Origin of the sequence: Devosia oryziradicis (assembly GCF_016698645.1) — a bacterium.
Classification (GTDB): domain Bacteria; phylum Pseudomonadota; class Alphaproteobacteria; order Rhizobiales; family Devosiaceae; genus Devosia; species Devosia oryziradicis.
In genome coordinates this window covers 1,409,455-1,424,525 of sequence record NZ_CP068047.1, presented here as the reverse complement: position 1 = coordinate 1,424,525, position 15,071 = coordinate 1,409,455, and the positions used below count along the sequence as shown (strand labels likewise).

Sequence of the window (15,071 nt, the reverse complement as noted above, 5' to 3'; positions counted from 1 at the left end):
CTTGCGGTTGGGGTTGGGAGGGCGGTACCACTGGTCGGTATCGAAGGAGTCGACACCAGAATGGAATCCCCCTTCGTCTCGACCGACTGGCTGGCCACCCATCTGAGCGACCCGAACCTCGTCGTGCTCGATGGCAGCTGGCACATGCCCAACGCAGCCCGCAACGCCCAGGCCGAATATCTTGCGGGCCATATCCCCGGCGCCGTTTTCTTCGACATCGATGGCGTCGCCGATACGTCCACCGACCTGCCGCATATGCTGCCCGCCCCCAACGACTTCGCCCGCATGGTCGGTGCCCTGGGGATTTCGGAGCGCATGACCATCGTCGTCTATGACGAACTCGGCCTCTTCTCCGCCCCCCGCGTCTGGTGGACGTTCCGCACCATGGGTGCGCACGACGTTCGCATTCTCGCCGGCGGCGGGCCCAAGTGGCGCGCCGAACGCCGCGCCACGGAAACCGGTCTGGTCACCCGGCCACGCCAGGTTTTTCACACCAGCTTCGATCCAAATCGCGTTGCCAGTTTCGAGCAGGTGCGGGATCGCAGTCGTGACGGCGTCGCCCAGATCGCCGATGCCCGTCCGGCTCCGCGTTTCCACGCCGAGGTTCCCGAACCCCGCCCCGGCCTGCGCGGCGGTCACATCCCCAACAGTGCCAGCCTTCCGGTAAGCCTGCTCACCGACAACGGACAGATGCGCTCGCCGGCCGAGCTCGCCCAGCTGTTCGCCGATCGCGGCATCGATCTGGGCAAACCCCTCATCACCTCCTGCGGCTCCGGCATCACCGCTGCCACCCTCGCGCTCGCCGCCGAACTGGCCGGGGCTGGCAAGGTGGCGGTCTATGATGGATCGTGGGCCGAATGGGGCGCCCGCAAGGATGCCGACGTCGAGACCTGACGGTCCCCCACGGGTCGCCCTTAGCTACCGGACCTTGATCAGCAGGATCACCAGCACCCAGATGCTTGCCACGTGAATAAGCAGGAAGCGCAGGAGCACCTGGGAGTTCGACCAGTTGAGGTTCTTGCGCACATGGTCGTGGAACGGAAAGCGGATCGAACTGAGAATGCGCCAGCCGAACAGCCGCATCAGGGCAACCTTGGCCAGGCCCGTCGCGCCATTGAAGAGCAGCAGCGCGCCGACAAAGAAGACCATGGTCGGATTGCCGGTAACCACCACGCACATGCCCACGAACAGCCCGATCGGGCGAGATCCGGCATCCCCCATCAGCGCCGCGCTGGGTGGAGCATTGTGCCAGAGATAGCCCAGGATGGCGCCGCAGAACACCGCCGCCGCCAGCGCCCAGCTCACCGCGTCGGGATTGTAGGGGATCAGCAGGTATCGTGCATTGGCGACATCGCCGACAACGAAATAGAGGATCAGGCCCAGCACGCAGATGGTGAACGATGACAGCGTACCCGACACGCCATCGACGCCGTCGTTGCAGTTGACCGCATTGATGCACAGCCACATGACCGGCGTGTAGAGCAGCACGCCGCCCCACCAGGGCAGCGTCAGTTGCGCGGAGGTGAAAGGCAGCCAGACGTGGGTGTTTTCACCATTCATCAACACCACGCAGACGAACAGCGAGATCGCCAGGTCCGTAAGGCCTAGCGTCAGCTCGCTGAGCCCGCCCGGCTTGCTGTCGTCCAGATAGCCGACACAGGACGCGATCAGCATCGCGCCGAGGCAGAAATAGAGGCGGGGATCATAGGGCAGGCAGATCAGCAGCACGCCCACCGTGATCAGCACGATGAAGATGCCGACGCCCACCGGCTTGCCCACGCTTTCTTCTGCCTTGACGGCATGCGCCCGGCCCTTGTCGGTCGTCAGCACATGCCAAACCCGGGGCAGCACCAGCAGCGACAGCAGGGCCGACAGCAGCGCGCCAACGGTTGCCAGCACCGGATAGAAGGCAAAAAGCCGCGCCGGCCCCCAATAGGGCGAAATCAAATCGGACAGGAAAGTTAGCATCGCTCGCCAATCGCCAGGTGACCGCCCCTTAGACTTCAGTGAGTCGCGACTGCCGCGCCAGCCTTACCTTTGCCGAGCCAGCCCATCGTCGATGTCAGTGGATCGTTACCTGCTCATAGGCCACCGCATCCACGACGCCATCTTCCAGGTGATAGGTCACCGTCTTGACCAGTTCCCAGCTATCCGCGCCATCGCCAAGCACGTCATGGCTGCGGAAGGCGACAAGCCCCGCTTCGCTCAATTCCAGCGGCCCGAAGCGCGCTTCGATGTCGGCTTGCGGTGCCCCGATGCCAGGCAGTTGCGTATCGGCTGGCACGTCCTCGATCCCGGCCGTGGCCTGGCAGGTGTCGCTGGCCGGCGGGATGGCGGAAACCACGATGGCCGTCAGGTAAGGCTCGCCCTCGTAGCTGGACGCATCGCTGAGAAACCAGACGGTTCGATGGCCGTCGCTAACGCACGAAGATCTGAAGTCCCCCTTGCCCTCGTTGCGCACCATCCCGCCTGCCGAGGCGGCCTGATCCGCCAGGGCAATCTCGGGCAGGCCGAACAGGTAGTCGCTGCCGACATCGACCGGTGCGCTCTCGCCGCGCACGAGCAGCTCGACGATCGGCTCCTGCGGCAGCTCCCCCGCCTGTGCGGCCAGGGCGAAAAGAACAGGCACTGTTATGAAGGCAAAACTGTTTCGCATCTGCGCGCTGGCTCCGTTTGCCGGGGCACTAGCGCGGCGCTGCTGAATGCAACCTGAACTGCGCCTGTCCCAAGGCAAAGGCCGCCGGGTCACCCCGGCGGCCTCGTCATTCATCCCGGCCGGCTTAGGCCGAACGGTTCTTGTTGTAGAGGTCGAAGAACACGGCGGCCAGCAGCACGACGCCCTTGATCATCTGCTGCCAGTCGATGTTGACGCCCATGATGGACATGCCGTTGTTCATCACGCCCATGATGAAGGCGCCGATCACGGCGCCGGCCACCTGGCCCACGCCACCCAGCGCCGAGGCGCCGCCGATGAACACGGCCGCGATCACGTCGAGCTCGAGGCCCTGCCCGGCCTTAGGCGTCGCCGAGTTGAGGCGGGCCGCATAGATCATGCCGGCCAGCGCCGCCAGCACGCCCATGATGGCGAAGACGTAGAAGGTCAGCCGTTCGGTCTTGATACCCGACAGCGCCGCGGCCTTGAGGTTGCCGCCCAGTGCATAGATGCGGCGGCCGAAGGTCATCCGCTTGGTGATGAATACGAAAAGCGCAATCAGGATGCCCATCACCACCAGCACGTTGGGCAGGCCGCGATAAGAGGCAAGCATATAGGCAAAGAACAGCACCAGGGCCGCAATGACCAGGTTCTTGACCACGAACAGGCCGAACGGTTCGCTCTCATAGCCGCGCGCCTTGCGGCGGGCACGGCCACGCAGGGCGAAGAAGATCATGGCGACAATGGCCACGATGGCAATGACCATGGTCGTGGTGTGCAGCACTACGGGCTGCACACCTTCGCTGGCTGCCACCAGGGTGGTCGGCCCGACCACGTCGGGAATGAAGCCTGCCGAGAGCAGCTGGAATTCGGCAGGGAACGGGCCCACAGACTTTCCGGCCAGGATCGCCAGGGACAAGCCCTTGAAGATCAGCATGCCCGCCAGGGTCACGATGAAGCTGGGGATCTTGTGATAGGCGATCAGATAGCCTTGCGCCGCGCCGATCACCCCGCCTACGACCAGGCAGATCGCACCGGCGACGAAGGGGTTGGCCAGGAATTCAAGGCTGGGCGGCAGGTTCCAGCCCACCATCAGCATGGCCGCCAGGGCGCCCACGAAGCCGGAGACCGAGCCCACCGAAAGGTCGATATGGCCTGCCACGATGATCAGCAGCATGCCCAGCGCCATCACGATGATGTAGCTGTTCTGCAGGATGATGTTGGTCAGGTTCACCGGCTTGAACAGCACGCCGGCCGTGAAATACTGGAAGAACAGCATGATCAGGATCAGCGCGAGCAACAGGCCGTAATCGCGCAGATTGGCCTGGAGCGCGCTCCAGACGGAAAGTTCCTGGACCTTGACCGGCTCGCCGGCAGGAGTGGTGCCCGGCTGGGCGGTTTCGGTGGTCATGATGCCTTCCCTTCGGCGCGGACGATCGCGCGCATGATCTTTTCCTGGCTGGCATCGCTGGTCGGCATTTCGCCAACGATACGGCCTTCGTTCATTACATAGAGGCGGTCGGTAATGCCAAGCAGTTCGGGCATCTCCGAGGAGATGACCAGGATTGCCTTACCCTGCGCCGCCAGTTGGTTGATGATGGTGTAGATTTCGTATTTCGCACCCACGTCGATGCCGCGGGTGGGCTCGTCCAGGATCAGGACGTCCGGATTAGCGAACAGCCACTTGCTGAGCACGACCTTCTGCTGGTTGCCGCCGCTGAGATTGCCGGTGACCTGGTAGACGCTCGAGGAGCGAATATTGGTTCTCTTGCGGTAGTCGTTGGCCGCATCGAGTTCGGCCAGGTCGTCGATGACACCCAGGCGCGAAACCCCGGGCAGGTTCGCCAGCGTGGTGTTGTGCTTGATGTGGTCGATCAGGTTGAGGCCATAGGTCTTGCGGTCCTCGGTGGCGTAGGCGATGCCGTGCTGGACCGCCTTGCCCACCGTGGACGGGTCGATCTGCTTACCGTTGAGGAACACCTGGCCGCTGATCTTCTGGCCATAGGATTTGCCGAACAGGCTCATGGCAAATTCGGTGCGGCCCGACCCCATCAGGCCAGCAATGCCAACCACCTCACCCTTGCGGATATGGAGGCTGATATTCTTGATCACCTGCCGTTCGCGATGCTGCGGGTGATAGACCGACCAGTCCTTCACCTCCAGGATCACCTCGCCGATGTTCGGGACGCGACTGGGATAGCGGTCCTCGAGCGAGCGGCCCACCATCGAGGTGATGATCCGGTCCTCGGTAATGTCCTGCTTGTTCATCGTCTCGATGGTCCGGCCGTCGCGGATCACGGTGATGCGGTCGGCCACCTTGCTGACTTCGTTGAGCTTGTGACTGATCAGGATCGAGGTAATGCCCTGCTTGCGAAATTCCATGAGCAGGTCGAGCAGGGCCGCGCTGTCCTTTTCCGACAGCGACGCGGTCGGTTCGTCCAGGATCAGCAGCCGCACTTCCTTGCTCAGCGCCTTGGCGATTTCCACCAGCTGCTGCTTGCCCACGCCGATATTGGTGATCAGCGTGTCGGGATCTTCATTGAGGCCGACCATGCCGAGCAGCTTGCGCGCGCCGTCACGGGTCTCGTCCCAGTCGATCACGCCGGCCGCAGCCTGTTCGTTGCCCAGGAAGATATTCTCGGCGATCGACAGCAGCGGCACCAGCGCCAGCTCCTGGTGGATGATGACGATGCCCTTGTGTTCGCTGTCGCGAATGGATTTGAAGTGCTGCTCTTCGCCCTTGTAGATGATCTGGCCGTCATAGCTGCCGGCGGGATAAACCCCGCTGAGCACCTTCATCAGGGTGGATTTGCCCGCGCCGTTCTCACCCACGATGGCGTGGATTTCGGCCTCCCGGACGTCGAGGTTGACGTCCTGCAGCGCCTTGACGCCGGGGAAGGTCTTGGTGATGCCGCGCATCTCCAGAATGGTATTGCTCATTCGTCGCTTTCTCGTGTGCACGCGGGCGTCGCATTCTAGCGCCTGGGCCCGGTGACGGGAAAGGGCCCCGCGTCGCCGCGGGGCCCCATTGGCTTGAAGCCGATGCTTACTGCAGGTCTTCCGGCTTGATGTAGCCCGAGTCAACGACCAGAGCCTGGTAGTTGGTCAGGTCAACGTCATGCGGGGTCAGCAGGATCGACGGCACGACCTTGACGCCATTGTCATAGGTGGTGGTGTCGAGGCCTTCCGGCGTACCGCCCGAGACAACGGTGTCGACCAGGTCAGCGGTGACCTTGGCCAGTTCACGGGTGTCCTTGTAGACGGTGGAGTACTGCTCGCCGGCGATGATCGCCTTGACCGACGGAGCTTCCGCGTCCTGGCCGGTGATCACGGGCCACTGCAGGTCGCCCGAGCCGTAGCCCACGCCGCGCAGCGACGAGATGATGCCGCGAGACAGGCCGTCATAGGGAGCCAGAACGCCATTGACGATCGAGCCGTCCGAGTAGTTGGCCGACAGGATGTTGTCCATGCGAGCCTGGGCAACCGCGCCGTCCCAACGGAGGGTACCAACGGTTTCCATGCCCTGCTGGCCCGACTTCACGACGATGTCGCCCGAGTCGATCATCGGCTGCAGGACGGACATGGCGCCATCATAGAAGAAGAAGGCGTTGTTGTCGTCCGGCGAACCGCCGAACAGTTCAACGTTCCACGGCTTGGTGTCGGGGAAGCGTTCCTTGAGGCCCTTGACCAGCGAGTTGGCCTGGAGCACGCCCACCTGGAAGTTGTCGAAGGTGGTGTAGTAGTCGACATTGGCGCTGTCGCGGATCAGGCGGTCATAAGCGATGACCTTGATGCCGGCATCGGCAGCCTGCTGCAGCACGGCGCTCAGCGTGGTGCCGTCGATCGAAGCGATCACGAGAGCCTTGACGCCCTTGGTGACCATGTTTTCGATCTGGGCCAGCTGGTTCGGGATGTCGTCTTCTGCGTACTGCAGGTCGACGGAATAGCCCTTGGCTTCCAGTGCGGTCTTGAGTTCGTTGCCGTCCGAGATCCAGCGCAGCGAGGACTGGGTCGGCATGGCAATGCCGATGGCGCCCTTGTCCTGTGCGAAGACCGCGGTGGAAGCGGTCAGCGCCATGGCGCCGACGGCCAGCACGGTGGCAAGCGTCTTGATAATCTTCACGTCTCGACTCCCTTTTGTATTTCGAGTTCAGAAGCTTTTTGGATGGTCGTCAGGGGAAAGGCCTTGGACGATGCATGCGTCACATCGAGATGGGAATCGCGAGCGACCGAAAACTGAGGCGACACCCGCGGGCGTGCTGCCAGTCTATCGTGCATGAAGGTCCTCCTGCGTGGCGGCGGTTGCCGCCCGGGCCCTCCCAAGCCCACGGGCCGGAAACTAGGATAATCAGATACCAGTGTAAAGCCGGATTCCCGCGCCTCACGAATTTTTTCGATCACCGAATATTAACGGTAACCCATGTTTTACGGTGGTTGCGGCGTGCCATTCGCACCGTTAAGATGTCATGACCTGTTCAGGTACGTACCCGGAAAGAGCGCAAAGCGTCGCGGGAACGACAAAGGTATCTGATACCTTGGAGGATTCGTGACCCTATCCGACGAGCGCTTTCGCCCGGATCATGCGACGGCCGCCCAGACGGTGGCAGATGCCTTGGCGCAGCTCATCCTGAGCGAACTGGCGCCCGGCTCCACCCTGCCGAGCGAGGCGGAACTGGCGGCGCGCTACGACGTCAGCCGCCTGACCATCCGCGAGGCCGTCAAGCTGCTCGAGGGCCGCGGCCTCCTGGTCATCGCCCGCGGCCGCAAGGCCGTGGTGCGCGAGCCCGATGGCGCCGCTTTCGGCGACTTCCTCACCTCCATCATCCGCTACGACCCCAAAGGCCTGTTCGATCTGGTGGACGTCCGCCTTTCGCTTGAAGTGCAGTCCGCCACCCTAGCCGCCAAGCGGGCGACGCGTGCCGGCATTGCGGCCATCGAGAGCGAGCTGCAGGGTATGCGCGATACGGTTGGACCCGGCGGCATCAACATGAGCCCCGAGCAGGAGCTGGAATTTCACACCCACGACGTCGGCTTCCACGAAGCCGTGGCGCTGGCCAGCGGTAACCGGGTGCTGGGCTTTCTCTTCGAAGCCATGGCGCAGCCGTTGCGCGAGGGCTTCTTCATCAGCCGCCGCGGTCACGAGCAACGCGGCCATACCATGCTGGACACCATTGCCGCGCACCAGCGCATCGTCGACTGCATCAAGGCCGGCAATGGCCGCGCCGCCGCGGAGGCGATGCGGGTCCACCTCAAGGATACCGAGCGCGACATCCGCGTGGCCCTCAGCCAGCTCGCGCGCAACCCGGCCCCACCTGCCGCATAGCACCGAATCGAGAAAACGCCTTGCGACCGCGCCCGGCATGGCGGAATAATCCGCCCAACCGCAGGGACGGCGCATGGCGCAGAGAATCGATGGTTCGATGAACAGGTTGGATGACGCCGCCCGCGCCGGCTGGCTCTACTATGTGGCCGGCAACACCCAGGAAGAGATCGCCGCCAAGCTTGGCATTTCGCGCCAGTCCGCCCAGCGACTGGTGTCGCTGTCGGTTAGCGAGGGCCTGATCAAGGTCAGGCTCGATCACCCCATCGGGCGCTGCATGGATCTGGCCAGCCGCCTGCGGTCGCGCTTCGCCCTGGATCTTGTGGAGGTCGTGCCCTCCGATCCTGCCAGCGAGTCCACGACGATCGGGGTCGCCGAAGCGACGGCCGCCGAAATCGAACGCTGGCTCAAGCGTACCGACCCCATCGTGATGGCCGTCGGTACGGGCCGCACGCTCAAGGCCGCCGTGGAGCAGCTCACGCCCATGACCTGTCCGCACCACAAGGTCGTGTCCCTGACCGGCAATATCGCGCCCGACGGGTCGGCCGCGTATTACAACGTGATCTTCAACATCGCCGATACGGTGAAGGCGCGCAGCTTCCCCATGCCGCTCCCGGTCATCGCTTCCTCCGCCAGGGAGCGCGAGCTGCTGCATGCCCAGCCGATGATCCGCGAGACGTTGACGCTCACCGCGCAGGCCGACGTCACCTTCGTCGGGGTCGGCGATATCGGGCCCGATGCTCCCCTCTATTTGGACGGCTTCATCACCGACGCCGAGCTCAAGGCCCTGCAGAAAGCCGGCGCCGTTGGCGAAATCTGCGGTTGGAGCTTCGATGCCGAGGGCAAGATGATCGAGGGCCTGACCAACGAACGCGTCGCCTCCGCGCCGATTCCATCGCGCGAGAGCGCGCTCGTCGTGGCAATCGCCATGGGCAAGAGAAAATTGCCCGGCATTCGAGCCACGCTCAACCGCCGCTTGGTCAACGGCCTCATCACTGACGAACGTACCGCAGAAGGTTTGCTGCAGGTCGCCTAGTCCATTGATTTAACTACATAATCGACACATCGAAATCGTTTTCCCTGCGCCGGACGTCCTGCGGTGAGCGCATAGCACGCTTGACTCTGCCGCGCGAATTGTGAGTATTTGCCCATCGCCGGAACAAATGCCCGTTTCGGCTACTGGGAGGAATATATGAAACTGACACCCATTCTCGTGGGCGCGTTCACCCTTGCGCTGGCGGCATCCGCTTCGGCGCAGACGCTCACCATCGCCACCGTCAACAATGGCGACATGATCCGCATGCAGGGCCTGTCCTCGGCATTCACCGAAGCGACCGGCATCGAGCTCAACTGGGTCGTGCTGGAAGAAAATACCCTGCGCCAGAACGTCACCACCGACATAGCCACCAATGGCGGCCAGTATGACGTGATGACAATCGGCACTTACGAAGTTCCGATTTGGGCCAAGCAGGGCTGGCTGGTGCCGCTCGATGCGCTTACCAACGACGCCGACTACGCCGTCGACGACCTGCTGCCGCCGATCCGTGATGGTCTCAGCGTCGATGGCAAACTCTATGCAGCGCCCTTCTACGGCGAGAGCTCCTTCATCATGTACCGCACGGACCTGATGGAAAAAGCGGGCCTCGAAATGCCGGAGGCCCCGACCTGGGAGTTCATCGGTCAGGCTGCCCGCGCCATGACTGATCGCGCCAACGACATCAACGGCATCTGCCTGCGCGGCAAGGCCGGCTGGGGCGAGAACATGGCCTTCCTCACCGCCATGTCCAATTCCTTCGGTGCCCGCTGGTTCGATGAGAACTGGAAGCCCCAGTTCGACAGCGAGCAGTGGAAGTCGACGCTCCACACCTACCTGTCACTGATGGCCGATGCCGGTCCCGCCGGTGCCTCGTCCAACGGCTTCAACGAAAACCTGACCCTGTTCCAGCAGGGCAAGTGCGGCATGTGGATCGACGCCACCGTCGCCGCTTCCTTCGTCACCAATCCCGATGACTCCACCGTCGCCGACAAGGTCGGCTTTGCTCTGGCGCCCGACAACGGCCTGGGCAAGCGCGGCAACTGGCTCTGGGCGTGGTCGCTGGCCATCCCTAAGGGTTCCCAGCAGCAGGACGCGGCTGCCCAGTTCATCAAGTGGGCTACCGACAAGGCCTATCTTGAAATGGTCGCTGCACAGGATGGCTGGGCCAACGTTCCCCCCGGCACCCGCATCTCGCTCTATGAGAATGCCGAATACAAGGCCGCCGCGCCCTTCGCCGACATGACCCTGGGCTCCATCTACGCCGCCGACCCGACCCATCCGACCGTCGATCCGGTGCCCTATGTCGGCGTCCAGTTCGTCGCCATCCCCGAATTTGCCGGCATCGCCACCAATGTGGGCCAGCTTTTCTCGGCGGCTCTGGCCGGCCAGATGTCGGCCGACGACGCCCTGGCCCAGGCCCAGGAAGCCACCCTGCGCGACATGACCCGCGCCGGCTATATCAAGTAGTCTCCTCCCGACGACGACCCCGCCCGGTCAACGGTCCCCTCTGGCGACCGGGCGGCTCCAAGCCAGACCAGCCATGAGACCTCATGGCGAGCCTGCTGGTAGATTGCCGCCCCCGCCCGGTTGAGGACACTATGGCCACCGCACAGACCCGCACCCTCGCCCGCATCATGATGGCGCCATCGGTGATCGTCCTGCTGATCTGGATGATCGTGCCCCTGGTCATGACCCTGTGGTTCTCGTTCCAGAACTACAGCCTGATCAACCCGATGATGACCGGCTTTGCCGGCTGGGCGAACTACCTCTACGTCATCGGCGATCCCAGCTTCACCCAGTCACTGGTCAACACCCTGATCCTGGTCGGCGGCGTCCTGCTCATCACCGTCATCGGCGGCACGTTCCTGGCCCTGCTGCTCGATCAGCCCATCTGGGGCCAGGGGATCCTCCGCATCATCGTCATCTCGCCCTTCTTTGTCATGCCGCCCGTCGCGGCGCTGATCTGGAAGAACGGCTTCATGCATCCCGGCTATGGCATGCTCGGGCATCTGTGGAAATTCTTCGGCCTGCAGCCGGTCGACTGGTTCAACCAGTATCCGCTGTTTTCCGTCATCGTCATCGTCGCCTGGCAGTGGCTGCCCTTTGCGACGCTGATCCTGCTCACCGCCTTGCAGTCGCTCTCCGAAGAGCAGCGCGAGGCCGCCGAGATGGATGGCGCCAACGCCATCAACCGCTTCCGCTACATCATCCTGCCGCACATGGCCCGCTCGATCACCATCGTGATCCTGATCCAGACCATCTTCCTGCTCGGCATCTTCGCCGAGATCCGCGTCACCACAGGCGGCGGCCCGGGCTATGCGTCCACCAACATCGCCTTCCTGGTCTTCCGCACCGGCATCCTGTCCAACGACATCGGCGCGGGGTCAGCCGGGGGCGTGGTGGCTGTCATCCTCGCCAACATCGTCGCCTTCTTCCTGATGCGCGCCGTCGGCAAGAACCTGGACGCGTGAGGGAGAACCACCATGGCCCGCAATGTCCCCGTTGAAACCCGCATCGGCTTCACCATCCTCGCCTGGGCCGTCGCCCTGCTGCTGTTCTCACCCATCCTCTGGGTGCTGCTGACCGCCTTCAAGACCGAGGCGGAAGCCATCGCCGCGACCCCCACCTTCTTTCCGCAGAACTTCACGCTGGAAAACTTCGCCGCCGTTCAGGATCGCTCGGACTACTTCAAGCACGCCACCAATTCGATCCTGGTCTCGGTCGGCTCGACCCTGCTGGGCCTGGTCATCGGCATCCCGGCGGCCTGGTCCATGGCCTTCGCGCCGTCCAAGAAGACCAAGGACATCCTGATGTGGATGCTCTCCACCAAGATGATGCCCGCCGTCGGCGTCCTGATCCCGATCTACCTGATCTTCCGCGACCTGCGCCTGCTCGATACCGTGCATGGCCTGACGCTGATCATGACCCTGATCAACCTGCCGATCATCATCTGGATGCTCTACACCTACTTCAAGGAAATACCCGTCGATATCCTCGAAGCCGCGCGCATGGATGGCGCCGAGCTCTGGAACGAGATCACCCACGTCCTCGTGCCCATGGCGGTGCCCGGTATCGCCTCGACGCTGCTGCTCAACGTGATCCTGGCCTGGAACGAAGCCTTCTGGACCATCACGCTGACCTCGGGCCGCGCCGGCACGCTCACTGCCTTCATCTCCAGCTTCTCAAGCCCGCAGGGCCTGTTCCTCGCCAAGCTCTCGGCCGCATCCTTGCTCGCCATCGCGCCGATCCTGCTCATGGGCTGGTTCAGCCAGAAACAACTCGTCCGCGGCCTCACCTTCGGCGCTGTGAAGTAACAAGGGACTACTGAAAAATGGGCTGCATTACCCTCTCCCACGTCAAGAAGTCCTTTGGCGAAGTCCAGATCATCCCGGACATCAGCCTCGATATCAAAGACGGCGAGTTCGTCGTCTTTGTCGGCCCCTCCGGCTGCGGCAAGTCCACCCTGCTGCGCCTGATCGCCGGCCTCGAAGACACCACCTCGGGCCAGATCCTGCTCGATGGCGAGGACATGACCAAGGCGCCGCCGGCCCGGCGCGGCCTCGCCATGGTGTTCCAAAGCTACGCGCTCTATCCGCATATGAGCGTGCGCGACAACATCGCCTTCCCGCTCAAGATGGCCAAAGCGCCCAAGGAGGTGATCGACCAGAAGGTCGAGTACGCCGCCCGCACGCTGAACCTCAGCTCCTATCTCGATCGCCGCCCCCGCGCCTTGTCCGGCGGACAGCGGCAGCGCGTCGCCATCGGCCGTGCCATCGTGCGCGAGCCCAAGGCCTTCCTGTTCGACGAGCCCCTGTCAAACCTCGACGCCGCGCTGCGCGTCAATATGCGGCTCGAAATCACCGAACTGCACCAGCAGCTCAAGACCACCATGATCTACGTCACCCACGACCAGGTCGAAGCCATGACCATGGCCGATCGCATCGTCGTGCTCAATGCCGGCAATGTGGAGCAGTTCGGCTCGCCGCTCGATCTCTACAAGAAACCCGCCAATCGCTTCGTCGCCGGCTTCATCGGCTCGCCCAAGATGAACTTCATCGATGGCCCGGAGGCGGGCAAACACAATGCCCACTCGATCGGCGTTCGCCCCGAGCATTTCAAACTCGCCGCCACGCCGACACCGGGTGCGTGGAAAGGCAAGGTCGGCGTAGCCGAGCAGCTCGGCTCGGATACCTTCCTCCACGTCCATGTCGACGGCCTCGGCCTCATGACCGTTCGCACCGATGGCGACCAGATGTTCAGCCATGGCGATGACGTATACCTCACGCCGGACCCGACCCGAATCTATCGATTCGATGCAGCGGGTGTGGCGATCTAGGGAGGCGGTGTCCGTAGACCTCATTCTGAGCCTGTCGAAGGACGAGGTCGTGGCACACAGTTTCAGCGGACCCGACCTCGTGGTTCGACAAGCTCACCATGAGGTCTCATGGGAGCGCGTGAAGGACTATATCCAATGACCAAACTCTCCGCCGCCACCCTGCCCCGGATCACCACCGCCGCCCTCCCAGCCTATGACCGAGCCTCCCTCACGGCCGGCATCGTCCATTTCGGCGTCGGCAACTTCCATCGCGCTCACCAGGCCGTCTATCTCGACGACCTGTTCGCGCTGGGTTCCAGCCATGATTGGGCCCTGGTCGGTGCTGGCGTTCGCGATGCCGACGAGGCCATGCGGCAGAAACTGAAATCACAGGATTGGCTGACCACCGTCGTCGAGCAGGAAGCCGATAGCAGCAGTGCTCGCATCACCGGCGCCATGATCGACTATATCAAGCCGGGCGACAGCGCCGCCGTCATTGCCCGCCTCGCCGATCCGGCCATTCGCATCGTGTCGCTGACGATCACCGAGGGCGGCTACTATATCGACCCGGCCAGCCAGAAGTTCGATCCCAACCATCCCGACATCGCCTTCGACGCCGCCAGCATGGCAGAACCCAGGACCGCCTTCGGCCTCATCCTCGCCGGTCTGATCCGCCGTCGCAATGCCGGCATTCAGCCCTTCACTGTAATGAGCTGCGACAACATTCCCGGCAACGGTCATGTCACCCAGAATGCCGTGGTCGGGCTGGCCAAGTTGGTCGATCCGGCGCTCGCCCAGTGGGTGCGCGACAACGTCGCCTTCCCCAATGGCATGGTCGACCGCATCACCCCCGCCACCTCTCCGCGCGAGGTCGCGCTGCTGTCCGACAACTTCGGCATAGACGATAACTGGCCCGTCTTCTGCGAGAGCTTCAAGCAATGGGTGCTCGAGGACAACTTCCCCGCCGGCCGGCCAGCGCTGGAAAGGGTCGGCGTGCAGTTCGTCAGCGACGTCGCGCCCTATGAGCACATGAAGATCCGCATCCTCAATGGCGGCCACGCCACCATTGCCTACCCCGCGGGCCTGCTCGATATCCACTTTGTCCACGAGGCAATGGAACACCCTCTGATCGCGGCGTTCCTCGCCAAGGTCGAGAACGACGAGATCATCCCCGTCGTCCCGCCCGTGCCCGATACGGACCTTCACGACTATTTCGCGCTCTGCCAGCGCCGTTTCGCCAATCCAAAGATCGGCGATACCGTGCGCCGCCTGGCGCTTGACGGCTCGAACCGGCAACCGAAATTCATTGTTCCGTCGGCAGTCGACCGGGTTGCTGCCGGACAGTCCGTCATTGGTCTGGCGCTCGTTTCCGCACTCTGGTGTCGCTACTGCTATGGCACATCGGATTCAGGTGCCGTCATCGAACCCAACGACCCAAGCTGGAACCGCCTGACCCGCCAGGCACGGCTGGCCAAGGATGATCCGAAGGCCTGGCTTGCCATGACCGACATCTACGGCGATCTCGGCCGCAGCCAGTCCTTCGTCGCTGCCTTCGGTCACGCCCTGACCACGCTCTGGAGCGTCGGCACCAAGGCGACATTGGAGCGATACCTGGCAGATCGGCTTTAGGCCTTCTTCACTTTATCGGGCCATTGAGCCCTGTCATGCGCGGTGTCATCCCGGCGAAGGCCGGAATCCGTGTCCGAATTTCTCCAATGACTTGGAGCATGGAATGACACCGCGCTTC

General features: G+C 63.3%; 13 protein-coding genes. 8 read left to right on the top strand and 5 right to left on the bottom strand.

All coding sequences use genetic code 11. From position 1 onward, the window contains the following. The first annotated feature begins 60 nt into the window (after positions 1–60). Positions 61–894: a 3-mercaptopyruvate sulfurtransferase gene (sseA, locus tag JI749_RS07145; RefSeq protein ID WP_201661493.1), complete on the top strand. Its 834-nt coding sequence runs from the start codon at positions 61–63 to the stop codon at positions 892–894. A 24-nt stretch (positions 895–918) separates the two neighbouring features. Here the strand turns inward: sseA and JI749_RS07140 are convergent, their stop codons facing one another. The 5 genes from JI749_RS07140 to chvE form a co-directional block, all read right to left on the bottom strand. After that, on the bottom strand, positions 919–1,968 hold the full coding sequence (locus JI749_RS07140; protein WP_201661491.1) for an MraY family glycosyltransferase: 1,050 nt from the start codon (positions 1,966–1,968) through the stop codon (positions 919–921). A 94-nt stretch (positions 1,969–2,062) separates the two neighbouring features. After that, a complete protein-coding gene (locus JI749_RS07135) occupies positions 2,063–2,656 on the bottom strand; it encodes a hypothetical protein (protein ID WP_201661486.1) in 594 nt (197 codons plus the stop codon). Positions 2,657–2,780: 124 nt separating this feature from the next. Beyond that, positions 2,781–4,064, bottom strand: a complete 1,284-nt coding sequence (gene mmsB, locus JI749_RS07130; RefSeq protein WP_201661482.1) for a multiple monosaccharide ABC transporter permease — start codon at positions 4,062–4,064, stop codon at positions 2,781–2,783. Continuing rightward, the gene (gene mmsA, locus JI749_RS07125; RefSeq protein WP_201661480.1) at positions 4,061–5,593 is read right to left on the bottom strand and encodes a multiple monosaccharide ABC transporter ATP-binding protein; all 1,533 of its coding nucleotides are present in this window, start codon (positions 5,591–5,593) and stop codon (positions 4,061–4,063) included. Before mmsA ends, mmsB begins: the two co-directional genes overlap by 4 nt. A 106-nt stretch (positions 5,594–5,699) precedes the next feature. Next, positions 5,700–6,776, bottom strand: coding sequence for a multiple monosaccharide ABC transporter substrate-binding protein (gene chvE / locus JI749_RS07120; protein ID WP_325166765.1), 1,077 nt, complete (start codon positions 6,774–6,776; stop codon positions 5,700–5,702). Between the two features lie 423 nt (positions 6,777–7,199). On the opposite strand from chvE, the gene JI749_RS07115 reads away from it, so the two are divergent. The 7 genes from JI749_RS07115 (at position 7,200) to JI749_RS07085 (ending at position 14,953) form a co-directional block, all read left to right on the top strand. Continuing rightward, positions 7,200–7,976 carry a FadR/GntR family transcriptional regulator gene (locus tag JI749_RS07115; RefSeq protein WP_201661463.1) on the top strand — a complete coding sequence of 259 codons (777 nt, stop codon included), beginning with the start codon at positions 7,200–7,202 and terminating at the stop codon, positions 7,974–7,976. Between the two features lie 73 nt (positions 7,977–8,049). Continuing rightward, the gene (locus JI749_RS07110; protein WP_201661461.1) at positions 8,050–9,009 is read left to right on the top strand and encodes a sugar-binding transcriptional regulator; all 960 of its coding nucleotides are present in this window, start codon (positions 8,050–8,052) and stop codon (positions 9,007–9,009) included. A gap of 156 nt (positions 9,010–9,165) precedes the next feature. Further along, entirely contained in the window at positions 9,166–10,476 is a 1,311-nt protein-coding gene (locus JI749_RS07105) for an ABC transporter substrate-binding protein (RefSeq protein ID WP_201661459.1), read from the top strand. Between the two features lie 131 nt (positions 10,477–10,607). Beyond that, the gene (locus JI749_RS07100) at positions 10,608–11,480 is read left to right on the top strand and encodes a carbohydrate ABC transporter permease (protein WP_201661457.1); all 873 of its coding nucleotides are present in this window, start codon (positions 10,608–10,610) and stop codon (positions 11,478–11,480) included. A 12-nt stretch (positions 11,481–11,492) separates the two neighbouring features. Continuing rightward, positions 11,493–12,323 carry a carbohydrate ABC transporter permease gene (locus JI749_RS07095; RefSeq protein ID WP_201661455.1) on the top strand — a complete coding sequence of 277 codons (831 nt, stop codon included), beginning with the start codon at positions 11,493–11,495 and terminating at the stop codon, positions 12,321–12,323. A 17-nt stretch (positions 12,324–12,340) separates the two neighbouring features. Further along, the gene (locus JI749_RS07090; RefSeq protein WP_201661453.1) at positions 12,341–13,345 is read left to right on the top strand and encodes an ABC transporter ATP-binding protein; all 1,005 of its coding nucleotides are present in this window, start codon (positions 12,341–12,343) and stop codon (positions 13,343–13,345) included. A gap of 135 nt (positions 13,346–13,480) precedes the next feature. Further along, on the top strand, positions 13,481–14,953 hold the full coding sequence (locus tag JI749_RS07085) for a mannitol dehydrogenase family protein (protein ID WP_201661451.1): 1,473 nt from the start codon (positions 13,481–13,483) through the stop codon (positions 14,951–14,953). Positions 14,954–15,071: the final 118 nt, after the last annotated feature.